Consider the following 22,531-nt stretch of genomic DNA (forward strand, 5'->3'; position numbering starts at 1 on the left):
TTATCATCAAGATGATTAAAAGTTGTTAAACCTGATTAAAGACCTTAACCGTAGCTACTTTAACACACATTAATCAACTTTAACATCTTTTGAATATGTTTATTTCGTTTATTTCGTTTATTTTGTGTTGTCAAATAATTGTAAAACACGATGGAAACCTTCAAAAACATTAATAAGCCCTCAAAAGATGAGCAAAAAATTGCACTCAAATCCTATGATGCTTTGGCACCGATAATCAAGCAATTAACATCTGACAACCCAGAAATTGAAATTGAGGAAACCCAAGAGCGGATTAAAATTCCTTTGAGCGCCTTAAAGCTCTTAGGCGATATACTTGAGGCGATGAGTAAAGGAAAGCCGTTTTCCCTTGTACCTATTGCTACCGAGGTAACGACCCAAAAAGCTGCCGAAATATTGGGTTGTTCAAGACCACACTTTGTCAAGTTGTTGGAGAGCGGCGAAATAGCGTTCACTAAAATAGGTAAACATCGAAGGGTTAAGTTTGAAGATGTACTGAAATACAAGATAAAAATGAAAGCTGCCCAGAAAAAGCATCTTATCGATATGATACGATCTGACGAAGAAACCGGATTGTATGATTCATAGCGTGCGTTTCATCTGTGTTTTGGACACGAATGTCATCTACCCTATTGAAATTCGCGATCTGCTTTTTTGGTTCGCCCATTACGATCTTTACACCCCAAAGTGGAGCGAACATATTTTTGATGAGTGGGCAAGTGTCATGGAGCGTAAGGGAGTGGTACCGTTCGAAGCGAAGAAAAGGTTGGAAAAGGCCAATTTGGCTTTCCCCGATGCTCTGGTCAACAATTACTCAGGTTTGATTTCCGGGTTGAATTTACCAGACCCAAAGGACTGCCATGTTTTGGCTGCGGCCATCAAGACCAATGCCAACGTAATAGTGACGAACAACATAAAGGATTTTCCAAAAGATTATCTTTCTTCGTTTGGATTGTCAGCAAAAACTGCAGATGATTTCCTGACCGATATTATTGACCTTAATCCCGAAGAGGCCGTAAAAGCATTTCAAGAAATGGTATTCAACCGCCGCAATCCCGATTTGGATGAGTACGAAGTGCTTGACATACCTAGAAAACATGGCTTAACAGATACCGCCAATTTTCTGCATTCCCAACTCTAATTATTGTTTTTTGCTATGGACTGGGTTTCCATGTCGCAAATTTGAGATAAGAGGACTTCTAAGGCTTAATTCATAAAAGCAACGATTGAAAAATCCCTTCGTACTTAAAACATCTCGACTGCGCTCGATGTGACATCTTGATACTTCAAGAAAATTCGTGGAATTCGTGTCAAATAAAAAATAAAGATTTCTCGACTGCTCCTTCCGCTCCGCTCAGGATACAGCACCAAATAACAAATCAATTATCATTCATTGTTTAATAGAGAATTTTCTAATAATAGATGAGATTCCGTGTCAAGCACGGAATGACAAAAAAATTATGCCTTTGGTAAAAACACTTCGGCCATCATACAGCGGGCACTACCGCCGCCACAGGTCTCAATGGTGTCCAAAGGACTGTGGATAATGGGGCAATGCTTTTCGATGGCTTGGATTTGTTCCTTGGTCAAACTATTGTAGGCTTGGGTACTCATCACCATATAGCGTTGGTCGTCAGCACCAATCACTTGCAGCATATTGCCCGCAAAATGGCACATTTGCTCTTCGGAAATACGGATAACTTCTTTGCCGTCCATCTTAATGTGCTCCACTACATTCTTTCTTTCCTTTTTGTCATCAATGGCGTCCAAACAAATCACCGCAAAGGTTTCGGCCATGGCCATCATTACGTTGGTATGGTAAATGGGCAATCGTTTACCGTCAACCGTTTGGTTCGCGTGAAAAATTACCGGAAAACAATCAAAATCTTCACAAAATTCTATAAAAAGCGCTTCGTGGGCGCGCTCGGAAAGCGCACAATAGGCCTTTTGGTTTACCCTATCCAGTAGAATACTGCCTGTCCCTTCCAAAAAAACTTCTTCTTGTTCAGCTGCGGTATAATCCATAAAGTTCTGGATTACAAAGCCGTTATCTTCCAGCAATTCAAAAATATCCTCTCTACGCTCCCTTCTTCGGTTTTTGGCAAACATAGGGTACACACCAACAATTCCGTTATCGTGAAAAGAGACCCAATTGTTCGGAAAAATGGAATCTGGCGTGTCCTGTTCCATATCGTCATTGATGGTAATTACATTAACGCCATGTTCCCGAAGCACCTTTACAAATTGGTCGAACTCTTGCTGTGCCTTTTTGTTGATTTCGACATTTTTGAGATGCGGGTCTTCCTGAAAGTAATTGTTGACCGCAGTTTGCTCGTTCATTCTAAAGTTTACGGGACGCACCATTAAAATGGTGTTGGTAATCTGTTTTTTCAATACGTTGACTGTTTTGATCAACCTGTGGCAGCAGGAGGTTGAGTTAAAAATTATGTTCTGATCAAAGGCATGGTGCTACAACGCAACAAGCCTTCTTGTTTGGCTATTTCGGCATAGGGAATCTCCTCTACGGTGAACCCTTGGTCACGAAGCCAATGGTTCAATCGGGTAAAGCTTTTCTCCGACACCACCACTTCAGGTGATATGGAGAACACATTACTGAACATTTGGTACATTTCTTCCTTATTGATTTCAAAAATATTTTCCGGCCCAAAGAAGTCGACCAAGTATTGGTATTCCTCTTCGACCAAGAATCCATTTTTATGAAGTATCGCTTTGTTCTTTCCTACAGGCTGAAAACAACAATCCAAGTGCAATGCATTCTCCTTGGGGTCGGTATTGGATTTTCTGAGTTCGAAGGATTTTACGGTCTTATGCGGAAACATATCCCGGATAAATTCCACGGCCTCCATATTTGTCCGTGCGGTAATATAACTCGCGTAGTCTGCTCCCGAGTAGGTTCCGATAAAAATATGGTCGTGCCAGGGCATTACATCCCCTCCTTCAATATGGACTTCTTCCGGTGGACGGATGATTTTTTTGGGGTCTATCTGGTCCAATACTTGATGGATTGCGACAAATTCACGCTCCCTATCGGGTAAAATGTTTGCATGGAACAATTTATCTTCGATCACAAAAGCTATATCTCGAGCAAATATCTGGTTGCAGTCCTTGAGAATCTCTGGTCGGTACACTTTTACTCCATATTTATGGAACACTTGGGCAAAAGCTTCAATTTCCTTGATCATATCCGCTTCTTTGGGGTAGGTACCTGCCTTGATATGCTCAATGGATTTAGGGTCATAGGCTTCCTCAATGGTAGGAGTGGGACCACTGCTTTGCGCGGTACCGAGAATTACAGCCTTTAGTGTACTGGTCTCATCAACGACGTTCAATGCAATCATAATAAGGTTGTTTAATAACCAAAAAATTAGGCCAATGATAGCGCTATGGAAAATCCTTAAAAATTCTGTGGCAAATCTAGTGTTTTAGTTGTATTTAATTGCCAAGCAAAATGATAAAATCATTTAAATATTGTAGGGAATTAAGTTTAAAAACTAGGGTACGTCTTGATAAACAAAAAGTTGTTTATCAAATAGTTAAAATCTCCATGAAAACGCAAAAAACTGATAAATGTCAGTTTGCCAACTTGTTTTTATCACTACATTTGCATTAAGATTTTTCTTACATATGAAAAAATTATTGCTTACATCTGTTTTGTTGTCCACCGTATTCATCGTTATTGGCGGAATGAATGCCCTTAATAAAATACAAGGAATTTACGAGGCCTCTAACGATAAGATCAACAATCAAACAACTTCATTTCAATCTGCCAAATATGAAGATTGCATTACGAAGGATGACCTTCCTGACGGTTTTTTACTTTATACCCATGAGCTAACGAATCCACATGCGAATTGGGATATCGAAAAAGTGAACGAATCCGTCCAAAAATACGGTAAATCGTTGGACTCCACCATAAAGAACCTAAGTACTGTGGATGCACATGAATTTATCCATCATACTTTTAACAAAGCGAAAAGCGCTCTAGCAACTGATTCCATTTCTGATATCAAAAAGCATTACCATGCCGAAATGATGAAGCTCTGTTATACCAGAGACAAATTACTTAGCCAAAACACCGTAGGTGTTCTTTAGTTCCCCTTGTCCCATAAAAAAAAGGGGCGGTACCGCCCCTTTCTCCTTTTCGTCCTAAAATCTTATCTTTTTTCTACTGGAACAAACGCTCTATGGTTCTTCCCAATATAGACTTGCCTTGGTCTTCCAATGGGTTCTTTTCTGAGTCTCATTTCTCTCCATTGAGCAATCCATCCGGGTAACCTACCCAATGCGAACATTACGGTGAACATTTCTGTTGGTATACCCAAGGCCCGGTAGATAATTCCTGAGTAGAAATCCACGTTGGGATAAAGTTTTCTATCAACAAAGTAGCTGTCTTCCAAGGCTTCTTTCTCCAATCCTTTGGCTATGTCCAAAATTGGATCTTCAATGCCGAGGTTGCCCAATACTTCGTCCGCGGATTTTTTAATGATTTTAGCCCTAGGGTCAAAATTCTTGTACACACGGTGTCCAAAGCCCATTAACCTGAAAGGGTCTTTTTTATCCTTGGCCTTGGCCATATATTTTTTGGTATCCCCACCATCAGCTTCAATGGCCTCCAACATTTCCAAAACGGCCTGATTGGCACCTCCGTGCAATGGTCCCCAAAGTGCAGAAATACCGGCAGAAAGGGATGCAAAAAGACCCGCATGCGAAGAACCAACGATACGCACTGTGGAAGTGGAACAGTTTTGTTCGTGGTCTGCGTGCAAGATCAATAGTTTATCCAAGGCATCTATGGCGATACGGTCTTTTTTGTATTCTTGGTTTGGTCTCTTGAACATCATTTTATGAATGTTCTCTACGTACCCAAGGGTATCGTCTCCATAATCCAATGGCAAACCTTTTTTCTTGCGTAAGGTCCATGCTACCAAAACTGGAAATTTGGCCAGAATACGCACAATGGAATTGTACATGGCCGATTCTGATGAAACATCCACACAAGATGGGTTAAAGGCCACCAAGGCACTAGTCAACGAAGAAAGTACACCCATTGGATGCGCCGATTTTGGAAAGCCATCCAAGATTTTCTTCATTTCTTCATCTACTTGGGACTCTTCCTTAATATCGTTGTGGAATTTTTCCAGCTGCTCTTTGTTTGGCAGTTCACCAAAAATCAAAAGATAGGCTACTTCCAAAAAGTCGGCTTTCTCCGCTAAATCTTCAATGGAATACCCACGATATCTCAAGATTCCCTGCTCACCGTCCAAGAATGTGATGGCACTCTCGCAAGAGCCCGTATTTTTATAACCGGGATCTATTGTCACCATTCCTGTTGTGGCCCTCAAGGTTTTAATATCTATGGCCAATTCATCTTCAGTACCTTTGATAACGGGGAATTCATATCTTTCTCCCCCATATTCGAGTATAGCTTTATCCGACATTTTATATTTTAATAGATTAGTAAAAAATGATTGCGAAAATTACGAAAAAGCGTGGCCATTAACAATTTCCAGCCACTATTTGTGTTGATATTAACGCTTAACTGACAGGGAACATTTCCTTAATCCAATTTGTAGAGCAGTTTGTAATATTGATCAACGGATTTCTCCCAGGTGAAACGCTTTTTCCTTGCTGCGGCTTGTATTTTTTTCCAGGTCGGCTTATCATTTTTAAACACATCCAAAGCTATATCAAAAGCTTCCAGCATATTCTTTATTTTCTCATCGTAACTGTCCCCATCGAAGGCAAAACCTGTTTTCATATGCTCTACGGTATCTTTTAATCCTCCTGTATGATGTACCAAACAAGGATTCCCGTTTCGCATAGCCAACATTTGGCTAATGCCGCAGGGTTCAAAAAGGCTGGGCATAAAATATAGGTCGGATTCCAAATACATGGAATCGATGAGTTTTTCGGATTGACCGTTGGTAAATACAAAATTGCTATGCTCGTAACTCAGTTTTCGGAACAGCTCTTCATACTCTGGCGCTCCCGTGCCCAACAGCATAAAAATACCATCGACCTTCTCCAAGCGTTTCAGAATTTCGACAAAGGCCTCGGGCGAACGCATAAAGAAATAAAACTTTTGTTCCGTTAACCGCGCCACACTCGACGCAATGAATTTAGGTCGCTCATCCACGAAGGCCATGATTTTCTCTCCCGTGTGTGCTAAAAAATCAGCTTTGTATTTTTTATCCTCTTGCTGTAGCCATCCGAACAATGCTTTCACCGTATTTCGGTAAATATTACCCTTCTTCTCTTTGTTGATGTTTTTGTAGTTGCACCCGTTCAAAATACCGAACAACCTTCCTTCTTCGTCAGCGACCTGTAAATCCTTTTCCAATCCTTCGCCACCAATAAACTCGGGAGGCGAACTTGGGAGTAGGACATCATCTTTATAAGAGGGTGAAACCGTATGCACAGCATCGGCAAAGCGTATGCCCACGGCCATTAGGTTGATACAATCCTGATACCTGTAATCCATCAATTTTTGATAGTCTATAGGCACATTGGGAAACCAATGTTTTAAGGATGAGTAGTTCCCATCAAACGGGCGTATGCCCTGAATGGCCAAATTATGAATACTGTAAACTATTCGGATGTCTTTTAGATTGGTGTATTCTGGATGGTACTCCCTCAAAAACAACAACAAGCTGGAATGCCAATCGTGTAAATGAATCGTGTCCACATCCCCAAAGGCCCCCTGTTTAATGGCTTCGGCCGCGGCAGCGCAAAATATAAAGTATTTAATGGCATCGGTATAGAACGGTTCTTCGGGATCGTTGTGATAAATGTGTGCAATGTCCCCAGCTTCTATCTCCGGATGATGCAATACATAATGAAAAATGTTCGAAAATTCCTTTTTCGGTTTTACTTCATACAATTCCGCGGTGTACCCCATACCACGAAGGTTAAAATTTAAAGTGGTCTTGGGCAATCCGCCGTGATGAAGCCTGGAATAAGCCGGTACCACAACGTGTACTTTGTCTCCCCGCTCCGAAATTTGTCTGGGTACATCGCGGACAACATCGCCCATACCGCCAGCTTTACAATTTTCCAAAGCATCATTTTCGGCGGCGACAAAAAGAAAGTTATTCATACGGGAGAATTTTAAGGTAGTTTAGTGAACCATTAAGTTAACCAAACTTTGTTATTGAAACAAAAAAAAGCCTTTTCCAAATGGAAAAGGCTTATCATATGCTAAATAATTATTATGATTACTCGTTGTACACTTTTTAAGCTTCCGTATATCAAAAGCTGTCAATTCGAGTGAAATTCCAACGGAATTGTATATCGAAAATCAGCTTTTGGCTTAAAATTCCAGTTCTCGATACGATTTTTCGAAAAAAATCACTCGAACTGACCAATTTCAATCATAATGCAAAACGGGATATCCTTATTTTAACTTGAAGGCTTTTTCTTGAGGGTAGTAAGCAATATCGCCCAACTCTTCCTCAATTCTCAATAATTGGTTGTACTTGGCCATACGGTCACTTCTTGAGGCGGAACCGGTTTTGATTTGACCTGTGTTCAATGCCACTGCCAAATCGGCAATGGTGTTGTCCTCGGTTTCACCTGACCTGTGAGACATTACTGATGTGTAACCAGCATTTTTTGCCATGTTTACGGCTGCGATGGTCTCTGTCAATGTTCCGATTTGGTTTACCTTGATCAAAATGGAGTTGGCGATTCCGTTCTCGATACCGCGAGACAGACGCTCAACATTGGTCACGAACAAGTCATCCCCCACCAATTGTACCTTATCGCCAATTTTTTCGGTCAACACTTTCCAACCGTCCCAGTCGTTTTCATCCATACCATCCTCAATGGAAATGATTGGATATTTATCACAAAGGTCGGCAAGATACTGTGCTTGCTCCTCGGAAGTTCTAACTACACCCTTGCTACCTTCGAACTTTGTATAATCGTAAGCACCGTCAACATAGAACTCAGCGGCAGCACAATCCAATGCGATCATGATATCGTCACCCAATTTGTAACCTGCTTTTTCAACGGCTTTTGCAATGGTATCCAAAGCATCTTCGGTACCACCTTCCAAAGTTGGTGCAAATCCACCCTCATCGCCTACAGCGGTACTCAAACCACGGTCGTGCAATACTTTTTTAAGGTTGTGGAAAATCTCCGTTCCCATTTGCATGGCATGGCTAAAGTCCTTTGCCTTCACCGGCATTACCATAAACTCTTGGAATGCAATCGGTGCATCGGAGTGTGAGCCTCCATTAATAATGTTCATCATCGGTACAGGAAGCGTGTTGGCACTAACACCACCTACATAGCGGTACAATGGCATGCCCAACTCGTTGGCGGCTGCTTTCGCTGCTGCCAAGGAGACTCCCAATATGGCGTTGGCACCCAATTTTGATTTGTTTGGTGTACCGTCCAATTCAATCATGGCTTGGTCGATGTAATTCTGCTCAAAAACAGAAGTTCCGATCAATTCCTCCGCAATGATGGTATTTACGTTGTTCACGGCTTTACCAACTCCCTTACCCATAAAGGAATCGCCACCATCTCGCAACTCAACGGCTTCATGCTCTCCAGTAGAGGCTCCAGAAGGTACTGCTGCCCTCCCCATAATTCCATTTTCTGTTACTACATCTACTTCTACTGTTGGATTTCCTCTGGAATCCAATATCTGTCTTGCATGAATGTTGATAATGATGCTCATTTTAATTCAATGTTTATAGTTGTGATTATTTGGGCTAAGATACAAAAGGCAGCGTTTTTAACTTCATGATATTACGTACAAAACGCACTTAATTGCTTAAAAACAAAACTATAACGTTTTAGAAACTGTTTAGAAATTTGTCAACTGTTTTCTTATGCCCCTTTTTGCGCATTATTTGGTTACGTTTTTGAACCGTAACCACGGCTATGCTTAAAAATTGTGCCTCAAACTGCATCAAAAATGGCCTGTACCAATTCCAATCACAAATTCCTGAACAAACTCTTAGTTTTTTCTTGCCTTGATCAAATCGAAGAATTGGTCGAACAGATAATCTGCATCGTGTGGTCCTGGACTTGCTTCTGGGTGATATTGTACCGAGAATACATCCTTGTTCTTCATTTTGATTCCTGCTACGGTTTGATCGTTCAAATGGGTGTGGGTGATTTCCAGCTCAGCGTTTGCTTCGGTTTCCTCTCTATTCACCGCGAATCCGTGGTTTTGAGAGGTAATTTCTCCTTTCCCAGTAACCAAGTTTAGAATCGGGTGGTTGATTCCTCTGTGGCCGTTGTGCATTTTATAAGTGGAAACACCATTGGCCAAAGCCAAAACTTGATGTCCCAAACAAATCCCGAACAACGGCTTGTCGGAAGCTATCATTTCTTTGGTTGCTGCCACAGCATCCGTCAAAGGTTCTGGATCACCAGGTCCATTGGATATAAAAAAGCCATCAGGATTCCATTCCTTCATTTCATTATAAGAAGCATTGTATGGGAATACTTTGATGTACGCCCCTCTTTTTGCCAAGTTTCTCAAGATGTTCTTTTTGATTCCGATATCCAAAGCAGAAATTTTGATTTCAGCTTCCTCATCCCCATAGAAATAGGGCTCTTTGGTGGATACCTTGGATGAAAGCTCCAAGCCTTCCATACTCGGCACTTTGCTCAACTCTTCTTTTAAGGCTTCGATGTCGTCCACTTTTGTGGAGATCAATGCGTTCATAGCTCCATTGTCTCTAATGTAGCTTACCAAAGCACGGGTGTCCACATCGGAAATGGCCAATAGGTTATTCTTGTCCAAGAATTCCAAGAGGCTCATTTTGGCATCTGGTCTTGAATATTCGTAACTGAAATTTTTACAGATTAGACCTGCAATCTTTACAGAGTCGGATTCCACTTCATCTTCGTGGGCACCGTAGTTACCAATGTGTGCATTGGTCGTCACCATTAACTGACCATAATAAGATGGGTCGGTAAAAATTTCTTGGTAACCTGTCATCCCTGTATTGAAACAAACTTCCCCTACTGCGGTACCTTCTCTTCCTCCGACGGCCTTACCATAAAAAATGGTTCCATCCGCCAACAAAATCAACGCTTTTTTCTTTGTGTGATACTTCATTTCGTGCTCTAGTTTCAGTTAAGATAAAAAAACATAAAAAAAGGATAAGCTTTCACTTATCCTTTTTCCTAAAATATAATAGTTAATAACATTCCTCTTATTCTTCAGAATCGTCAGTTTTAGTTTCGGCTGCTGCCGCTGGAGCAGGTGTTTCAGCTTTTTTGGCGCCTCCGCCTCCTCTTCTGCTTCTTCTGGTCGATTTCTTCTTCGGCTTACCTGCGTTGTAAAGCTCGTTGAAATCCACCAATTCGATCATCGCCATATCAGCGTTATCACCCAAACGGTTACCCAATTTAATGATTCTTGTGTAACCTCCTGGTCTGTCACCTACCTTTTCGGCAACTGTGCTGAACAATTCTGTTACGGCCTCTTTACTTCTCAAGTTACTGAAAACAACTCTCCTGTTGTGCGTACCTTTTTCGGTAGTTTGGTTGTTTTCGATTTTTGCTTTTGTGATCAAAGGCTCGATAAACTGTTTCAACGCCTTGGCTTTTGCAACCGTAGTGTTGATTCTTTTATGCTCAATCAGGGAACTTCCCATATTGGCCAACATGGCTTTTCTGTGGGCGGCTGTTCTTCCTAAGTGATTAAACTTCTTTCCGTGTCTCATTTTTCTCAGTTATCATCTTGCTACCAAATCCCAATTAATCAGGAGAGCAAAATATGATTATTAATCTTTATCTAATTTGTATTTGGAAAGGTCCATACCAAATTGTAGGCCTTTGTTGATGACCAATTCTTCCAATTCGGTCAAAGATTTTTTACCGAAGTTTCTGAACTTCATCAAATCATTTTTGTTGAAGGAAACCAAATCTCCCAAAGTATCCACTTCGGCAGCCTTAAGACAATTCAAAGCCCTTACGGACAAGTCCATGTCGACCAACTTGGTCTTTAACAACTGACGCATATGCAATGATTCCTCGTCGTAGGTCTCGGTCTGGGCAATTTCGTCGGCTTCCAACGTAATGCGCTCATCGGAGAACAACATAAAGTGGTGAATCAATACTTTAGCAGCCTCGGTCAAGGCGTCTTTTGGGTGAATGGAACCATCGGTGATGATTTCGAAAACCAACTTTTCATAATCGGTCTTTTGCTCTACCCTAAAGTTTTCTATGCTGTATTTTACATTCTTTACAGGAGTGTAAACAGAATCAACCGCAATGCTACCCAACGGTGCATTGGATTTTTTGTTTTCCTCAGCAGGAACATAGCCACGACCTTTTTCGATAACAATTTCCATGTTAATGCTCACTTTGGGATCCATATTGCAGATAACCAAATCTGGGTTCAACACTTGGTATCCCGAAATAAACTTTTGGAAATCACCGGCGGTCATTTGTTCTTTGCCGCTTACGGAAACAGATACAGTTTCGCTCTCTACATCATCAATCTGTCTTTTGAACCTAACTTGTTTTAGGTTCAAGATAATTTCCGTTACGTCTTCAACAACGCCAGGAATAACAGAAAATTCATGTTCAACTCCATCTATGCGCACAGAAGTGATGGCAAAACCTTCCAAAGAGGAAAGTAAAACCCTTCTCAGCGCATTCCCAACTGTTAATCCATAGCCAGGTTCCAAAGGGCGAAATTCAAATTTCCCTTCGAAATCTGTTGAATCGATCATTATAACTTTATCGGGCTTCTGAAAATTAAGTAATGCCATAATTGGATTAATGTTGAATTCTTATTTAGAGTATAATTCGACGATCAGCTGCTCCTTGATGTTCTCAGGGATCTGAAGTCTTTCTGGAACGGCAACAAATGTACCTTCTTTCTTTTCAGAGTTCCATGTGATCCATTCATAAACGCTGCTATTATTAGCCAACGAGTCTTCAATGGATTGTACGGATTTTGATTTTTCCCTAACACCAACTACATCGCCTGCTTTTAGTGAATAGGATGGAATGTTTACTACCTGTCCATTTACGGTAATATGACGGTGCGATACCAATTGACGCGCTCCTCTTCTTGAAGGGGAAATTCCCATTCTGTACACTACATTGTCCAAGCGGGATTCACACAATTGAAGCAAAATTTCACCGGTAACACCTTCTTTTCTTTTGGCTTCACCAAAAAGGTTACGGAATTGCTTCTCCAAAATACCGTAAGTGTATTTTGCTTTTTGCTTCTCCATCAACTGGATTGCATATTCAGACTTTTTACCACGGCGTCTGTTGTTACCGTGTTGTCCTGGAGGGTAATTTTTCTTTTCGAAAGCTTTGTCGTCTCCGAAAATCGCTTCTCCAAACTTCCTAGCGATCTTTGATTTTGGTCCTGTATATCTTGCCATCTTCTTTTAGTTTGAAAGTGCGATTATGAATTAAGGCTTATCCTTCGATAATCTAACTGCACCTTCGGGTGAAGACCCTTTTTGGGGGCCATTAATCTATTTATGATTATTAAACTCTTCTTCTTTTAGGGGGTCTACAACCGTTGTGTGGAAGTGGGGTAACGTCTACAATCTCCGTCACCTCAATACCCGAGTTGTGAATGGAACGGATAGCAGATTCCCTTCCGTTACCTGGTCCTTTTACATATACCTTCACTTTTCTCAATCCTGCTTCGTGAGCCACCTTGGCACAATCCTCTGCTGCTATCTGGGCTGCATAAGGAGTGTTCTTTTTTGAGCCTCGGAATCCCATTTTTCCAGCGGAAGACCATGAAATAACATCACCTTTCTTATTGGTAAGTGAAATAATGATGTTGTTGAAAGATGCAACAACGTGCGCCTCTCCGGTAGATTCTACGACTACTTTGCGCTTCTTAGCTGTTTTAGTACTTGCCTTTGCCATACTACCTACTTATTATTTAGTTGCTTTTTTCTTGTTGGCAACTGTTTTTCTTTTTCCTTTTCTGGTCCTAGAGTTATTTTTGGTACGTTGACCTCTTAACGGCAATCCAGATCTGTGGCGAATTCCACGGTAACAACCAATGTCCATCAAACGTTTGATGTTCATTGAGGTTTCGGAGCGAAGCTCACCTTCAATTGTGAAAGATCCCACCGCTTCCCTAATTTTTCCGATTTCATCATCGGTCCAATCGGAAACCTTGGTGTCCTCACTTACTTGGGCTGCTGCCAAAATTTCTTGCGCCCTACTTTTACCTATCCCGTAGATGTAGGTAAGCGAGATAACGCCACGCTTTTGTTTAGGTATATCTACCCCTGCAATTCTTGCCATAATTACCCTTGTCTTTGTTTAAATCTAGGATTCTTTTTGTTGATTACGTACAATCTGCCCTTTCTGCGAACAATCTTGCAGTCGGCACTTCTCTTCTTTATTGATGCTCTTACTTTCATGTAACTAGTATCTATAAGTAATTCTTGCTTTTGTTAAATCGTATGGACTCATCTCCAACTTTACTTTATCCCCAGGAAGCAACTTAATGTAGTGCATACGCATTTTCCCGGAAATGTGCGCCGTTACCACGTGCCCATTTTCTAATTCTACCCTGAACATTGCATTGGACAATGCTTCAATAATAGTCCCATCTTGTTCTATTGCTGGTTGCTTTGCCATGAATTATGCTACTTTTCTATTTTTACCGGTTTTCATTAAACCATCGTAATGTCTATTCAACAAATAAGAATTTACTTGCTGTACCGTATCTATTGCAACCCCCACCATAATCAATAGCGAGGTACCTCCATAAAACAATGCCCAACCGGCCTGAACATCCATCAATTTTACAACTACTGCGGGCAACACGGCCAACAGCGCCAAAAAGATGGAACCCGGTAATGTAATCAAGGACATTATCTTGTCCAAATAATTTCCGGTTTCCTTTCCTGGACGTATGCCCGGGATGAAACCACCACTTCTCTTCAAATCATCCGCCATTTTGTTGGTAGGGACGGTAATTGCCGTGTAGAAGTAGGTAAATATTATAATCAATACTGCAAATAGGATGTTATAGGCCAATCCAAAAATGTCGGCGAATTGTACTTCCATCCACTGACCTGCAGCTGTATCGTTAAATGTTCTACCGATCAAACTCGGAGCAAACATAATCGCCTGTGCAAAAATAATGGGCATTACACCAGATGCATTCAACTTAAGTGGAATGTACTGACGTGCTCCCATAACGTTCTTTTCGTATCCGCCAGAAGCCGTTCTTCTTGCGTACTGAACTGGAATTTGCCTTATGGCCATTGTTAGGTAAACACTTGCCAAGATTACCAAGAACCATATGATTACCTCTATCAACATAAACATGATGCCTCCAGTATTATTGGTAGTTCTTGATACAAATTCCTGTGCAAATGCTTGTGGCAATGTTGCGATGATACCTACCATAATCAACAAAGAAATACCGTTTCCAATGCCCTTATCGGTAATTTTCTCACCCAACCACATTGCAAATACACATCCTGTTACCAATATGACAACAGCCGGTGCGATAAAATCCAACCCCTTGCCCAAAACAAATGCACTATCCGGTACACCAAGGGCACCCAAACCGTACAAATACGCTGGAGCTTGAACAATACAGATACCTATGGTTAACCAACGAGTTATCTGATTGATGGTTTTTCTACCACTTTCTCCCTCTTTTTGTAGTTTTTGAAGATATGGAATTGCGATTCCCATCAACTGTACCACAATGGATGCTGATATGTAGGGCATAATACCCAATGCGAACACTGAGGCGTTCGCAAAAGCACCTCCCGTAAAAGCATTCAGAATACCCAAGATACCATTTTCGGTATTCGAGGATAATTCCGCCAATTGGGTGGTATCAATACCAGGAAGAACAACTTGAGCTCCAAATCGGTAAACCAATAATAGTCCCAATGTAAGGATGATACGCTGTCTCAGTTCATCAATCTTCCAGATATTTGATATGGTCTCAATAAATTTCTTCATGCTATAATTCTTATAAACTTATTGCTTCACCTCCTGCTGACTCGATGGCAGCTTTAGCGGAAGCAGTAAATTTATGTACAGATACTTTAAGGGCAGCTTTCAATTCGCCGTCTCCCAATATCTTTACCAAATCTTTTTTCTGGGCCAAACCGTTTTCCACAAGTGTTTCCAAGGTCACTTCTTTTTTAACAGCACCCTTGTCCACCAATTCTTGGAGTTTGCCCAAATTGACTACGGCATACTCTTTTCTATTTATATTGGTGAAACCGAACTTGGGTACACGTCTTTGCAATGGCATCTGACCACCCTCAAAACCAATCTTTTTGGAATATCCAGACCTAGACTTGGCTCCTTTGTGTCCACGGGTAGAAGTGCCTCCTTTACCGGAACCTTCTCCTCTTCCTACACGTTTTCCTTCTTTGTGCACAGCGCCATCCGCTGGTTTTAGATTATTCAAATCCATGTGCCTTTATTATTTTAAGCTTCCTCTGTGGAAACCAAGTGTTTTACCTTATTTACCATTCCAAGGATACTAGGAGTTGCTTCGTGCTCAACTACCTGTCCGATCTTATGCAATCCAAGAGCCTCCAAAGTTCTTTTTTGGTTCTGTGGCTTTTTGATGCCGCTCTTTACTTGTTTAACTTTAATCTTTGACATGTTATCCTCTATTTATCCTTTAAAGACTTTTTCCAAAGAAACTCCTCTTTGCTTTGCAACGGTATCCGCACTTCTCAATTGCAACAATGCATCGAAAGTAGCTTTTACCACGTTGTGCGGGTTGGAAGATCCTTGTGATTTAGACAATACATCCTGAACGCCTACAGCTTCCAATACGGCTCTTACGGCTCCACCGGCGATTACCCCGGTACCGTGGGATGCAGGCTTGATGTAAACTCGTGCCCCACCGTATTTTCCTTTTTGCTCGTGAGGAAGGGTTCCTTTGTTCAATGGAATGCGAACCAAGTTTTTCTTGGCATCCTCAATGGCTTTGGCGATCGCTGTGGCCACTTCTTTGGATTTTCCCAAACCATGTCCAACAACTCCGTTTTCATCACCAACAACGACAATGGCCGAAAAACCAAAGGCTCTACCCCCTTTTGTTACCTTGGTAACACGTTGTACACCAACCAAACGGTCTTTCAATTCCAGTCCACCTGGCTTTACTATCTCTACGTTTTTGTAATTCTGGTACATAGTTTCTTAGAATTTTAGTCCTGCTTCCCTAGCTCCTTCAGCCAATGATTTTATTCTTCCGTGATATAGGTTTCCTCCCCTATCAAAAGCTACGGCTTCAAAACCAAGCTTAAGCGCTTTTTCAGCTATGGCCTTACCCACGTTGGTCGCTACCTCGGATTTTGATCCTTTGGCATCCACATCCTTGTCTCTAGATGAAGCCGCCGCCAAAGTTACACCTTTATCGTCGTCAATCAACTGTGCGTATATTTCTTTATTGCTTCTGAACACAGACAACCTTGGTCTTGCTTCAGTTCCGAAGGATACTTTTCGTATTCTTCTTCGGATGCGTAATTTTCTTTCAGTCTTAGATAATCCCATAGTCTTAATTATTAAGCTGATTTACCTGCTTTTCTTCTTAATTGCTCACCTACAAACTTCACACCTTTTCCTTTGTAAGGTTCTGGCTTGCGGAAACCTCTAATTTTAGCGGCTACCTGACCCACCAATTGTTTGTCGTGAGATGTTAGTTTTACGATAGGGTTTTTCCCTTTTTCCGAGATAGTCTCAATTTTTACTTCGGGAGCGATGTCCAGAACAATATTATGAGAGAATCCTAGGGCCAAATCCAATTTTTGTCCTTGGTTGCTGGCTCTGTAACCAACTCCTACAAGCTCCAATTCCTTGGTCCATCCATTGGTCACCCCTTCTACCATATTATTGATAAGAGCGCGGTATAACCCATGCTTTGATTTGTGCTTATTGTCATCGGAAGGCCTTTCCAAAACTACACTTCCGTCTTCGATTTTAATGTCAATTCCTGAAAACTCTTGTGTAAGTTCTCCCAATTTACCTTTTACAGTAACGATGGAATCATTCACTTCTATAGTGACCCCATCAGGAATTTTTACTGGACTGTTACCTATTCTAGACATTTTTCTTCTCTTTTCTCAATTAATATACGTAGCACAATACCTCGCCACCTACGTTATCTTGTTGGGCCTGCTTACTGGTCATTACTCCATGAGAAGTAGACACAATTGCAATTCCCAATCCGTTCAATACTCTAGGCAAATCATTAGAGCTTGAATACTTTCGCAGACCGGGCTTACTTACCCGCTGCAATTTTTTTATGATAGGCTCCTTGGTGAATTTATCGTACTTAAGGGCGATCTTAATATTGCCTTGTACTTTATCTTCCTCGAATTTATAGCTCAAAATATATCCTTGATCGAACAATATTTTGGTAATCTGTCTCTTTAGATTGGAACCAGGGATATCAACAACCCTATGACCTGCCTTGCTGGCATTTCTCAATCTGGTCAAATAATCTGAAATTGGATCTGTAAGCATTTCTTTTCTTTATCTAAATTACCAACTTGCCTTTTTAACTCCTGGAATCAAACCTTTATTGGCCATTTCCCTGAACATCACCCTGGATACACCAAAAGTTCTCATGTAACCACGGGGCCTCCCTGTAAGTTTACAACGGTTTCTCATTCGAACAGGAGATGCATTCTTTGGCAACTTCTGCAAAGCCTCATAATCTCCCGCTTCCTTAAGAGCTTTTCTTTTCTCGGCGTATTTTTCTACCATTTTAGCCCTTTTTCTTTCACGGGCTTTCATTGATTCCTTGGCCATACTAGTTCTTTTTAAAGGGTACTCCCAGTTCGGTTAACAATGATTTTGCTTCTTTATCAGTTTCAGCAGAAGTAACAAACGTAATGTCCATTCCATTGATTCTGTTGATTCTATCTATATTGATTTCTGGAAAGATGATTTGTTCGGTAACTCCCAAATTGTAGTTTCCTCTACCATCGAACCCTGTAGCTTTAACTCCAGAGAAATCACGCACCCTCGGAAGGGCACTAGTAATCAATCTATCCAAAAATTCGTACATGCGCTCTCCTCTAAGGGTCACTTTTGCACCAATCGGCATTCCTTTTCTCAATTTAAAAGATGCAACATCTTTCTTGGAAAGGGTAGCCACCGCTTTTTGACCTGTGATGTTGGTCAACTCATCCACGGCATGATCGATTAATTTTTTATCGGAAACAGCAGCTCCGACTCCACGGCTGACTACTATTTTTTGCAACTTAGGAACCTGCATTACATTTTTGTAACCAAATTCTTCCGTTAGCGCCTTGATCACGCGCTCCTTATATTCTTGTTTTAATCTTGGAATGTAACTCATGACTAAATTACTTCATTGGATTTTTTGGAAAACCTTACTTTCTTACCATCCCTTACCTCGTACCCTACTCTAGTGGCTTCACCAGATTTTGGATCGATCAAGGAAAGATTGGAAATGTGCATCGGAGCTTCCTTTTTTGTTATGCCTCCTTGAGGGTTGTTAGCACTTGGCTTTTCGTGTTTGGACACCTCGTTGACGCCTTCCACGATAGCTTTGTTCTTTTCACGGTCTACTTGAAGTACTTTACCTTCGCTGCCTTTGTGGTCTCCCGCAATGACTTTTACCGTGTCCCCTGTTTTTATTTTCAACTTCATCTTTCTGATATTTCTTTTATAGCACTTCAGGCGCCAATGAAACAATCTTCATGAATTGTCTGTCCCTCAACTCTCTGGCAACAGGACCAAATACACGAGTTCCTCTCATCTCCCCGGTTGGGTTCAACAACACACATGCGTTGTCATCGAAACGGATGTAAGAACCGTCTGGTCTTCTCACTTCCTTCTTAGTTCTTACAACAACTGCTGTAGAAACAGAACCTTTCTTTACAGTACCGTTTGGAGTAGCTTCTTTAACGGTAACAACGATTTTGTCACCCAAGGAAGCGTATCTTCTTTTTGTTCCTCCTAGTACGCGGATGGTCAAAACTTCTTTTGCACCGGTATTGTCCGCAACCCTTAATCTTGATTCTTGCTGTACCATAATTATTTAGCTCTTTCTAGGATTTCTACCAACCTCCAGCATTTTGTTTTGCTGAGTGGTCTGGTTTCCATTATTTTAACGGTATCACCTTCGTTGCAATCGTTCTTCTCGTCGTGGGCAACATATTTCTTGGTCTTCAGAACGAATTTCCCGTACATGGGGTGCTTCATCCTTTTTACCTCAGAAACCACTATCGATTTCTCCATTTTGTTGCTGGTAACAACGCCTATTCTTTCTTTTCTTAAATTTCTGTTTTCCATAAGGCAGAACCGATTATTGTAATTCCCTTTTAGTTAATTCAGTTGCAAGTCTTGCTACCGTCCTTCTCGTCTTTCTGATCTGTAAAGGATTTTCCAAAGGAGTAACAGCGTGCGCCATCTTAAGATCAGCGTGTTGTTTTTTCAACTCGGCCAAACGCTCCTTTAGCTCTTCAATTGAAAGTTCTTTTATTTCTGATTGTCTCATCTTTCTTCTCAATTAAAAATTAGGCGGAATAATCCCTAGCCACGATAAACTTGGTTTTAACCGGCAGTTTTTGCGCTGCTAGCCTCAAGGCTTCCTTAGCAACATCCATTGGCACACCACCGACCTCGAACATGATTCTTCCAGGCTTTACCACGGCTACCCAATATTCTGGAGCACCTTTACCTTTACCCATACGAACCTCAAGAGGTTTTTTGGTGATAGGCTTGTCCGGGAATATTTTGATCCACAACTGACCTTGTCTTTTCATGTATCTTGTCGCAGCGATACGTGCAGCCTCTATTTGGCGGGAAGTAATGAAGTGAGAATCCATTGATTTGATACCGAACATTCCATTGGAAAGCTGGTGTCCTCTCTGGGAGTTACCCTTCATACGCCCTTTCTGGGCCTTACGAAATTTTGTTCTTTTTGGCTGTAACATTTTACCTTACTTTATCTTATTACTTTCTACGACGGGATTTCTTGTTATCCTTGCCGCCTTTTCCTTGACTCTTGCTCAATCCTACCAATGGGGAAAGCTCTCTTTTACCGTAAACCTCTCCTTTCATGATCCATACCTTTACGCCCAATCTACCATAAGTAGTGTGAGCTTCGTGCAAGGCATAGTCCACATCTGCACGGAAAGTCGACAAAGGAATCCTTCCTTCTTTGTAAGATTCTGAACGTGCCATTTCAGCACCGTTCAAACGTCCGGAAATCTGAATCTTGATTCCTTCGGCATTCATACGCATTGCTGCTGCAATCGCCATTTTGATGGCTCTTCTGTATGAAATCCTACTCTCAATCTGTCTTGCAACACTTGCCGCAACCAAATTGGCATCAAGCTCAGGTCTCTTGATCTCGTGAATATTGATCTGAACCTCTTTGTTGGTAATTTTCTTAAGCTCTTCCTTAAGTTTGTCTACCTCTTGCCCACCTTTACCGATAATGATACCAGGCCTGGACGTGGTAATGGTAATGGTGATCAATTTCAAGGTTCTCTCTATAATTACCCTAGATACGCTAGCTTTCGCCAAACGCGCATAAAGGTATTTTCTGATTTTATCGTCTTCAGCCAGTTTATCGCCGTAATCATTTCCTCCGTACCAGTTGGATTCCCATCCTCTGATAATTCCTAAGCGATTTCCTATTGGATTGGTCTTCTGTCCCATATTATTCTTCTAGCTTTGAACGTTGTTATTGGCCTCCAAAATCATAGTAACATGATTGGAACGCTTTCTGATTCTATGTGCTCTACCTTGTGGAGCTGGTCTCAATCTCTTCAACATACTTCCTCCATCTACACGGATTTCCTTGATGTAAAGATCGGCAGCTTCAATATCAGCACCCTCATTTTTAGCTTCCCAGTTGGCGATTGCAGAAAGCAATAGCTTTTCCAGTTTTCTGGATGCTTCTTTTGGGTTGAACCTTAGGGTAGCCAATGCCATCTCAATTTGCTTACCCCTTACCAAGTCAGCGACCAAACGCATTTTTCTTGGGGAAGTTGGGCAATTGTTAAGCTTTGCAATAGCAAGTTGCTTCTTCTCTTCTTTTAACCTTTCGGCCATTTGTCTTTTACGAACTCCCATAGCTTACTTACTTTTTACCTTTGTTTTTAGCTCCTGCATGACCTCTAAAAGATCTTGTAGGTGAAAATTCCCCTAATTTGTGACCTACCATGTTTTCAGTTACAAATACCGGAACAAATTGTCTACCGTTATGAACTGCGATGGTTTGCCCAACAAAGTCCGGCGTTATCATTGAGGCTCTTGACCATGTTTTGATAACTGATTTCTTACCTGATTCTATATTGGCCTGGACTTTTTTCTCCAGACTAAAATGAACGTATGGTCCTTTTTTTAACGAACGTGCCATTTACTTTTCTTTTATTTCTTTCTACGTTCTATGATATATCTATTGGTGTCCTTAGTTCTAGAACGGGTTCTAAATCCTTTTGCAGGAATACCGTTTCTAGATCTTGGGTGACCTCCTGAAGCTCTACCTTCACCACCACCCATCGGGTGATCAACAGGGTTCATAGCTACTGGTCTAGTTCTTGGTCTTCTGCCCAACCATCTGCTTCTACCCGCTTTACCGGATACCAGCAACTGGTGGTCAGAGTTGGAAACTGCTCCGATAGTGGCCAAACATGTGGCCAAAATCATCCTTGTTTCACCAGAAGGCAACTTCAAGGTCACGAACTTACCGTCCTTCGCCATCAACTGGGCAAAAGTTCCAGCACTGCGCGCCATGATCGCACCTTGACCAGGTCTTAATTCTATACAAGACACAATAGTACCCAATGGAACCTCACTCAATGGAAGTGCATTTCCAATCTCGGGAGCAGAACCAGAGCCAGACTTGATCGTCTGACCTACCTGCAATCCGTTTTGGGCAACTACATATCTTTTTTCACCGTCCTTGTACTCTACCAAGGCGATAAATGCAGTTCTATTGGGATCATACTGAATGGAAACCACAGTGGCTTCAACATCTTGTTTGTCCCTTTTGAAATCGATGATTCGATATCTTCTTTTATGACCGCCACCTTTGTGACGCATGGTCATTTTTCCTTGACTGTTCCTACCACCTGTCTTTTTGATCGGAGCAAGCAAGCTTTTCTCCGGCTTATCAGTAGTAATCGCGTCAAATCCGTTTACTACTCTAAAACGCTGACCAGGGGTTATCGGTTTTAATTTTCTAACTGACATTTCTCGTCTTTATAGATTACTGTAAAAATCAATAATATCACCTTCAGCCACATCAACAATTGCCTTTTTGATAGCATTTGTTTTACCGTGCTGAATTCCGGTTTTTGTATAACGACTCTTACGCGATGGACCATAGTTCATGGTTCTTACCTTTTCAACAGAAACACCATAAGTAGCCTCTACCGCTTCTTTGATTTCCAACTTGTTAGCAGCTGGGCTTACAAAGAATCCGTAGCGATTGAAAAGCTCGCTATCAGCGGTCATTTTTTCCGTAATGATCGGTTTTATCAACACACTCATGATACTT

35 protein-coding genes are annotated in these 22,531 nt (G+C 41.4%); 3 read left to right on the forward strand and 32 right to left on the reverse strand.

Translation table 11 applies throughout. The features are described 5' to 3' along the window. Nucleotides 1-150: 150 nt before the first annotated feature. Nucleotides 151-606, forward strand: coding sequence for a helix-turn-helix domain-containing protein (locus tag J4E06_RS02635; protein ID WP_349522495.1), 456 nt, complete (start codon nt 151-153; stop codon nt 604-606). After that, nucleotides 596-1,159, forward strand: a complete 564-nt coding sequence (locus J4E06_RS02640; protein WP_349522496.1) for a PIN domain-containing protein — start codon at nt 596-598, stop codon at nt 1,157-1,159. The genes J4E06_RS02635 and J4E06_RS02640 overlap by 11 nt, the downstream gene beginning before the upstream one ends. A 317-nt stretch (nt 1,160-1,476) precedes the next feature. On the opposite strand, the gene ctlX is transcribed toward J4E06_RS02640, so the two are convergent. Continuing rightward, on the reverse strand, nt 1,477-2,382 hold the full coding sequence (gene ctlX, locus J4E06_RS02645) for a citrulline utilization hydrolase CtlX (protein WP_502877331.1): 906 nt from the start codon (nt 2,380-2,382) through the stop codon (nt 1,477-1,479). Nucleotides 2,383-2,462: 80 nt separating this feature from the next. Beyond that, complete coding sequence (locus tag J4E06_RS02650) at nt 2,463-3,377, reverse strand: dimethylarginine dimethylaminohydrolase family protein (RefSeq protein ID WP_349522497.1); 915 nt, start codon at nt 3,375-3,377, stop codon at nt 2,463-2,465. A 286-nt stretch (nt 3,378-3,663) separates the two neighbouring features. Between J4E06_RS02650 and J4E06_RS02655 the strand changes: the two genes are divergently transcribed. Further along, complete coding sequence (locus J4E06_RS02655; RefSeq protein ID WP_349522498.1) at nt 3,664-4,131, forward strand: hypothetical protein; 468 nt, start codon at nt 3,664-3,666, stop codon at nt 4,129-4,131. Nucleotides 4,132-4,193: 62 nt separating this feature from the next. Here the strand turns inward: J4E06_RS02655 and J4E06_RS02660 are convergent, their stop codons facing one another. The 30 genes from J4E06_RS02660 to rplW form a co-directional block, all read right to left on the reverse strand. Then, on the reverse strand, nt 4,194-5,477 hold the full coding sequence (locus J4E06_RS02660) for a citrate synthase (protein ID WP_349522499.1): 1,284 nt from the start codon (nt 5,475-5,477) through the stop codon (nt 4,194-4,196). Between the two features lie 119 nt (nt 5,478-5,596). After that, entirely contained in the window at nt 5,597-7,135 is a 1,539-nt protein-coding gene (locus J4E06_RS02665) for a glycogen synthase (protein ID WP_349522500.1), read from the reverse strand. A gap of 297 nt (nt 7,136-7,432) precedes the next feature. Then, entirely contained in the window at nt 7,433-8,725 is a 1,293-nt protein-coding gene (gene eno, locus J4E06_RS02670; RefSeq protein WP_349522501.1) for a phosphopyruvate hydratase, read from the reverse strand. A 282-nt stretch (nt 8,726-9,007) separates the two neighbouring features. Next, entirely contained in the window at nt 9,008-10,120 is a 1,113-nt protein-coding gene (carA, locus tag J4E06_RS02675; RefSeq protein ID WP_349522502.1) for a glutamine-hydrolyzing carbamoyl-phosphate synthase small subunit, read from the reverse strand. 97 nt (nt 10,121-10,217) lie between these two features. Further along, a complete protein-coding gene (rplQ, locus tag J4E06_RS02680) occupies nt 10,218-10,730 on the reverse strand; it encodes a 50S ribosomal protein L17 (RefSeq protein WP_349522503.1) in 513 nt (170 codons plus the stop codon). 60 nt (nt 10,731-10,790) lie between these two features. Continuing rightward, on the reverse strand, nt 10,791-11,783 hold the full coding sequence (locus J4E06_RS02685; protein WP_349522504.1) for a DNA-directed RNA polymerase subunit alpha: 993 nt from the start codon (nt 11,781-11,783) through the stop codon (nt 10,791-10,793). 21 nt (nt 11,784-11,804) lie between these two features. Continuing rightward, nucleotides 11,805-12,410: a 30S ribosomal protein S4 gene (gene rpsD / locus J4E06_RS02690; protein WP_349522505.1), complete on the reverse strand. Its 606-nt coding sequence runs from the start codon at nt 12,408-12,410 to the stop codon at nt 11,805-11,807. Nucleotides 12,411-12,519: 109 nt separating this feature from the next. After that, the gene (rpsK, locus tag J4E06_RS02695; protein ID WP_014031989.1) at nt 12,520-12,912 is read right to left on the reverse strand and encodes a 30S ribosomal protein S11; all 393 of its coding nucleotides are present in this window, start codon (nt 12,910-12,912) and stop codon (nt 12,520-12,522) included. A 12-nt stretch (nt 12,913-12,924) separates the two neighbouring features. Next, a complete protein-coding gene (rpsM, locus tag J4E06_RS02700; RefSeq protein ID WP_349522506.1) occupies nt 12,925-13,299 on the reverse strand; it encodes a 30S ribosomal protein S13 in 375 nt (124 codons plus the stop codon). A gap of 2 nt (nt 13,300-13,301) precedes the next feature. Beyond that, nucleotides 13,302-13,418 (reverse strand): type B 50S ribosomal protein L36, encoded by a 117-nt coding sequence (gene ykgO, locus J4E06_RS02705; RefSeq protein WP_010519235.1) that lies wholly within the window; start codon nt 13,416-13,418, stop codon nt 13,302-13,304. Nucleotides 13,419-13,422: 4 nt separating this feature from the next. After that, nucleotides 13,423-13,638 carry a translation initiation factor IF-1 gene (gene infA / locus J4E06_RS02710; protein ID WP_014031991.1) on the reverse strand — a complete coding sequence of 72 codons (216 nt, stop codon included), beginning with the start codon at nt 13,636-13,638 and terminating at the stop codon, nt 13,423-13,425. 3 nt (nt 13,639-13,641) lie between these two features. Next, nucleotides 13,642-14,985: a preprotein translocase subunit SecY gene (gene secY / locus J4E06_RS02715; protein WP_349522507.1), complete on the reverse strand. Its 1,344-nt coding sequence runs from the start codon at nt 14,983-14,985 to the stop codon at nt 13,642-13,644. Between the two features lie 10 nt (nt 14,986-14,995). Beyond that, the gene (gene rplO / locus J4E06_RS02720) at nt 14,996-15,448 is read right to left on the reverse strand and encodes a 50S ribosomal protein L15 (RefSeq protein ID WP_349522508.1); all 453 of its coding nucleotides are present in this window, start codon (nt 15,446-15,448) and stop codon (nt 14,996-14,998) included. A 14-nt stretch (nt 15,449-15,462) separates the two neighbouring features. Beyond that, nucleotides 15,463-15,642 carry a 50S ribosomal protein L30 gene (gene rpmD, locus J4E06_RS02725; RefSeq protein ID WP_163626136.1) on the reverse strand — a complete coding sequence of 60 codons (180 nt, stop codon included), beginning with the start codon at nt 15,640-15,642 and terminating at the stop codon, nt 15,463-15,465. 12 nt (nt 15,643-15,654) lie between these two features. Next, the gene (gene rpsE, locus J4E06_RS02730) at nt 15,655-16,179 is read right to left on the reverse strand and encodes a 30S ribosomal protein S5 (protein WP_349522509.1); all 525 of its coding nucleotides are present in this window, start codon (nt 16,177-16,179) and stop codon (nt 15,655-15,657) included. A 6-nt stretch (nt 16,180-16,185) separates the two neighbouring features. Beyond that, nucleotides 16,186-16,539 carry a 50S ribosomal protein L18 gene (gene rplR / locus J4E06_RS02735; protein ID WP_014031996.1) on the reverse strand — a complete coding sequence of 118 codons (354 nt, stop codon included), beginning with the start codon at nt 16,537-16,539 and terminating at the stop codon, nt 16,186-16,188. Nucleotides 16,540-16,550: 11 nt separating this feature from the next. Continuing rightward, entirely contained in the window at nt 16,551-17,093 is a 543-nt protein-coding gene (gene rplF, locus J4E06_RS02740; protein ID WP_349522510.1) for a 50S ribosomal protein L6, read from the reverse strand. 19 nt (nt 17,094-17,112) lie between these two features. After that, entirely contained in the window at nt 17,113-17,511 is a 399-nt protein-coding gene (rpsH, locus tag J4E06_RS02745; RefSeq protein ID WP_349522511.1) for a 30S ribosomal protein S8, read from the reverse strand. Between the two features lie 18 nt (nt 17,512-17,529). Continuing rightward, nucleotides 17,530-17,799, reverse strand: coding sequence for a 30S ribosomal protein S14 (rpsN, locus tag J4E06_RS02750; RefSeq protein WP_207096771.1), 270 nt, complete (start codon nt 17,797-17,799; stop codon nt 17,530-17,532). Nucleotide 17,800: 1 nt separating this feature from the next. Further along, on the reverse strand, nt 17,801-18,352 hold the full coding sequence (rplE, locus tag J4E06_RS02755) for a 50S ribosomal protein L5 (protein ID WP_349522512.1): 552 nt from the start codon (nt 18,350-18,352) through the stop codon (nt 17,801-17,803). Nucleotides 18,353-18,354: 2 nt separating this feature from the next. Next, a complete protein-coding gene (gene rplX / locus J4E06_RS02760) occupies nt 18,355-18,666 on the reverse strand; it encodes a 50S ribosomal protein L24 (RefSeq protein ID WP_349522513.1) in 312 nt (103 codons plus the stop codon). Between the two features lie 16 nt (nt 18,667-18,682). After that, complete coding sequence (gene rplN, locus J4E06_RS02765; protein WP_014032002.1) at nt 18,683-19,051, reverse strand: 50S ribosomal protein L14; 369 nt, start codon at nt 19,049-19,051, stop codon at nt 18,683-18,685. 2 nt (nt 19,052-19,053) lie between these two features. Next, entirely contained in the window at nt 19,054-19,311 is a 258-nt protein-coding gene (gene rpsQ / locus J4E06_RS02770) for a 30S ribosomal protein S17 (RefSeq protein WP_100816200.1), read from the reverse strand. Between the two features lie 13 nt (nt 19,312-19,324). Then, the gene (gene rpmC / locus J4E06_RS02775; RefSeq protein ID WP_100816201.1) at nt 19,325-19,516 is read right to left on the reverse strand and encodes a 50S ribosomal protein L29; all 192 of its coding nucleotides are present in this window, start codon (nt 19,514-19,516) and stop codon (nt 19,325-19,327) included. 19 nt (nt 19,517-19,535) lie between these two features. Continuing rightward, nucleotides 19,536-19,955 carry a 50S ribosomal protein L16 gene (rplP, locus tag J4E06_RS02780; protein ID WP_014032005.1) on the reverse strand — a complete coding sequence of 140 codons (420 nt, stop codon included), beginning with the start codon at nt 19,953-19,955 and terminating at the stop codon, nt 19,536-19,538. A 19-nt stretch (nt 19,956-19,974) separates the two neighbouring features. Further along, nucleotides 19,975-20,685: a 30S ribosomal protein S3 gene (gene rpsC, locus J4E06_RS02785; protein WP_100816202.1), complete on the reverse strand. Its 711-nt coding sequence runs from the start codon at nt 20,683-20,685 to the stop codon at nt 19,975-19,977. A gap of 9 nt (nt 20,686-20,694) precedes the next feature. Then, nucleotides 20,695-21,102 carry a 50S ribosomal protein L22 gene (rplV, locus tag J4E06_RS02790; RefSeq protein ID WP_293168762.1) on the reverse strand — a complete coding sequence of 136 codons (408 nt, stop codon included), beginning with the start codon at nt 21,100-21,102 and terminating at the stop codon, nt 20,695-20,697. A 7-nt stretch (nt 21,103-21,109) separates the two neighbouring features. Continuing rightward, nucleotides 21,110-21,388 (reverse strand): 30S ribosomal protein S19, encoded by a 279-nt coding sequence (gene rpsS, locus J4E06_RS02795; RefSeq protein ID WP_014032008.1) that lies wholly within the window; start codon nt 21,386-21,388, stop codon nt 21,110-21,112. A gap of 11 nt (nt 21,389-21,399) precedes the next feature. Further along, nucleotides 21,400-22,224 carry a 50S ribosomal protein L2 gene (rplB, locus tag J4E06_RS02800; RefSeq protein ID WP_349522514.1) on the reverse strand — a complete coding sequence of 275 codons (825 nt, stop codon included), beginning with the start codon at nt 22,222-22,224 and terminating at the stop codon, nt 21,400-21,402. 9 nt (nt 22,225-22,233) lie between these two features. Further along, the gene (rplW, locus tag J4E06_RS02805) at nt 22,234-22,524 is read right to left on the reverse strand and encodes a 50S ribosomal protein L23 (protein WP_062787449.1); all 291 of its coding nucleotides are present in this window, start codon (nt 22,522-22,524) and stop codon (nt 22,234-22,236) included. Between the last annotated feature and the right edge of the window lie 7 nt (nt 22,525-22,531).

Source organism: Allomuricauda sp. NFXS6 (genome assembly GCF_040148835.1).
Classification (GTDB): domain Bacteria; phylum Bacteroidota; class Bacteroidia; order Flavobacteriales; family Flavobacteriaceae; genus Flagellimonas.